This is a genomic window from Yinghuangia sp. YIM S09857 (assembly GCF_051388915.1).
Lineage (GTDB): Bacteria > Actinomycetota > Actinomycetes > Streptomycetales > Streptomycetaceae > Yinghuangia.
The window spans coordinates 236433-239589 of record NZ_JBPKBH010000013.1 but is presented as its reverse complement, the minus strand read 5'-3'; the positions used below and the strand labels follow the sequence as shown (position 1 = coordinate 239589).

Sequence of the window (3157 nt, the reverse complement as noted above, 5' to 3'; positions counted from 1 at the left end):
CTGGGCGCCCAGCCCGCTGCCCGATCCCGGCCTGGACGAGATCGCGCCGTGGACCGCGAAGCGTCGCGCCCGGCTGTCCGCGCGATTCCCCGGCGAGCGGCTGGTGGTCCCGTCCGGCGTCCTGAAGGTGCGCAGCAACGACGACGACTACCGGTTCCGCCCGCACACCGCGTACGCGTACCTGACCGGCGAGCAGGAGCCGGGCGGCGTCCTCGTGATGGAGCCGGTCGGCGGCACCCACGAGGCGCGGCTCTACCTGCGTCCGCGATCGCCGCGCGACTCCGGGGAGTTCTTCCGGGACCGCCGCTACGGTGAGTTCTGGGTCGGCCGCCGACCGACCCTCGACGAGGCGGCCGCGCTGCTCGGCATCGAGACGGTGCACCTGGACCGGCTCCCCGACCTGTTCCGCGGCCCGAACGTCGCCACGCGCGTGCTGTCCGGCGAGGACCCCGCGGTCGACGCGCTGGCGCCGGTGCGCGGCGACACCGAGCAGAACCGCGAACTGGCCTCGTACCTCTCGGAGATGCGCCTGGCCAAGGACGAATGGGAGGTCGCCCAGCTCCAGTCGGCCGTCGACCACACCACGTCCGGGTTCGAGGACGTCGTACGCGCGCTCCCACAGGCCCTGCGGCACCCGCGCGGCGAGCGCTGGATCGAGGGCGTGTTCCGGCTGCGCGCCCGCGCCGAGGGCAACGGCACCGGCTACGAGACCATCGCGGCGTCCGGCGCGCACGCGTGTGTGCTGCACTGGATCCGCAACGACGGCCCGCTGGACCGCGACAAGCTCCTGCTGCTGGACGCGGGCGTCGAGACCGACACCCTCTACACCGCCGACATCACCCGCACCCTGCCGCTGTCCGGCCGCTTCAGCGCCGCCCAACGGGACGTCTACCAACTGGTGTTGGACGCGCAGCAGGCCGGCATCGACGCGCTGCGCCCGGGGGCCAGCTTCCGGGACTTCCACCAGGCGGCCATGCGCGTGATCGCCACCGGGCTGCACGAGTGGGGCGTCCTGCCGGTCGGTGCGGAGGAGTCGCTGCGCCCGGAGAGCGGCCTGCACCGCCGCTACACGCTGTGCAGCAGCGGCCACATGCTCGGCATGGACGTGCACGACTGCGCCAAGGCGCGCGCGGAGACGTACCTCGACGGCAGGCTGGAGGTCGGCCACGTGCTGACCGTCGAGCCGGGCCTGTACCTCCAGCCCGACGACGAGACGCTGCCGCCCGAGTTGCGCGGCATCGGCATCCGCATCGAGGACGATTTGGTCATCACCGAGGACGGCGCCCGCCTGATGTCGGCCGCGCTGCCGCGGGACCCGGACGCGATCGAGGAGTGGATGGGCGGCCTCATGGGCTGAACGCGCCGTGCCGTACCGTGCCGTGTCGCGGCGTCCGACCGCACGCGCCGCGCGACCCGAGCACAGGGCACGGGAAAGAGCGCCTGGCGAGGGCACCGGGCAAGCGCACCGGGGACACACGGTCGGGGCCGCGGCGGCGGGATTCCCGTCATCCGCAACACGCGGCCCAGTCCGCGTGCGCGAGACGATTGAATATGGAATCTGGCTCCTCGACTATGTTCCGTCTCAGGTCCGCGGGCTTGAATTGAGTCGAGCAAGCAAGACCGACTCCCCGCGGACCACCGCGCGGACCACCTTCCGAGGAGCCCCGAATGACGAACACCATCCTGGTCCTGGGCGGCACCGGCAAGACCGGCCGCCGTGTGGCCGAGCGCCTCACCGCCCGCGGCGCCGACGTCCGGATCGGTTCGCGCAGCGCGGCGATCCCCTTCGACTGGAACGACGAGTCGACGTGGAAGGCGGCGGTCGCGGACATCTCCGCCGTCTACATCACCTACGTCCCCGACCTCGCCATCCCCGGCGCCCCCGACGCGGTGGCCGCCTTCGCCGAGACCGCGGTCGCGTCCGGGGTGCGCCGCCTGGTGTTGCTCTCCGGGCGCGGCGAGGTGGAGGCGCAGAACGCCGAGGAGCGCCTGCGGGCCGTGGCCGAGGCGGCCGGGGCCGAGTGGACGGTCGTCCGGGCCTCGTGGTTCGCGCAGAACTTCAACGAGAACTTCCTCGTCGAGCCGATCCTCGCGGGAGAGGTCGCGCTGCCGGTGTCCGACGTCAAGGAGCCGTTCGTGGACGCCGAGGACATCGCGGACGTCGCGGTGGCCGCGCTGACCGAGCAGGGCCACAACGGCGAGGTCTACGAGGTGACCGGCGCACGGCTGCTCAGCTTCCCCGAGGCGATCGCGGAGATCGGCGCGGCGGCGGGGCGCGAGATCGCGTACGTGACCGTGCCGATGGAGGCCTACGCGGCGGTGCTGTCCGAGGAGGCCGGGCTGGACGCGGAGACGGTCGGCTTCCTGACCTACCTGTTCACCGAGGTCCTGGACGGCCGCAACGCGCAGCCTGCGGACGGCGTCCGGCGCGCCCTGGGACGCGAGCCGCGCGACTTCGCCGAGTTCGCCCGGGACGCGGCGGCCACCGGCGTCTGGGCGGGCTGACCGTACGGCCTCCCGGCCGACCCCCGCGGGCCGCCCGCACGCGGCCCGCGGACCACTGACTGCCCCTCGGTCCGCCCTGGCCGACCACGCCGACCCCCGATCACCGATCACCGATCACCGATCACCGACGACCGACCGGCCGCCCACCGCGACCGATTTGCCCGGAGGGCAGTACCCATGGACGGAACCCTGTTCGCACTGACGCTGGCCACCGCACTCGGCAGTATCACGATGGGCGGCGTGTTCTACGGCTTCTCGGTACTCGTGATGCGGGGCCTGGCCCAGGTCCCCGCCAAGGATGCGACGGCCGTCATGCAGGGCATCAACCGCTCGGCGCTCACCCCGCGGTTCCTGTCGGTCTTCATGGGCACCAGCGCCGCGTCCCTCGGGCTCGGAATCTGGGCGGCGGTCGACTGGGACGGCGCGTACTCGGGCTTCCTGGTGGCGGGCGCGGCAACGTACCTCGTCGCGGGCTTCATGCTCACGGCCGGCTACCACGTGCCGCGCAACGAGGCCCTGGACAAAGTGGTGCCGGGCACCCCCGAGGCCGACCGCCTGTGGGCGGCCTACCTGATCGACTGGACGCGCATGAACCACGTGCGCGGCCTGGCCGGCGTCGTCGCGGGCGGCCTGCTGATCGCCGGCATCGCCG

General features: G+C 73.0%; 3 protein-coding genes. All 3 read left to right on the top strand.

Translation table 11 applies throughout. The annotated features are described in order from the left end of the window. On the top strand, positions 1-1357 hold a 1357-nt coding region (locus ACRX5S_RS26420), incomplete at its 5' end, for an aminopeptidase P family protein (protein WP_436775582.1). 311 nt (positions 1358-1668) lie between these two features. Continuing rightward, entirely contained in the window at positions 1669-2505 is an 837-nt protein-coding gene (locus ACRX5S_RS26415) for an NmrA family NAD(P)-binding protein (RefSeq protein WP_436775581.1), read from the top strand. A gap of 177 nt (positions 2506-2682) precedes the next feature. Continuing rightward, positions 2683-3157 (top strand): DUF1772 domain-containing protein (locus tag ACRX5S_RS26410; protein ID WP_436775580.1); only part of this gene is annotated, 475 nt, incomplete at its 3' end.

Coding starts and splice junctions, on each gene's coding strand:
- ACRX5S_RS26415 (WP_436775581.1), top strand. CDS start 1,669: ATGACGAACACCATCCTGGTCCTGGGCGGCACCGGCAAGACCGGCCGC.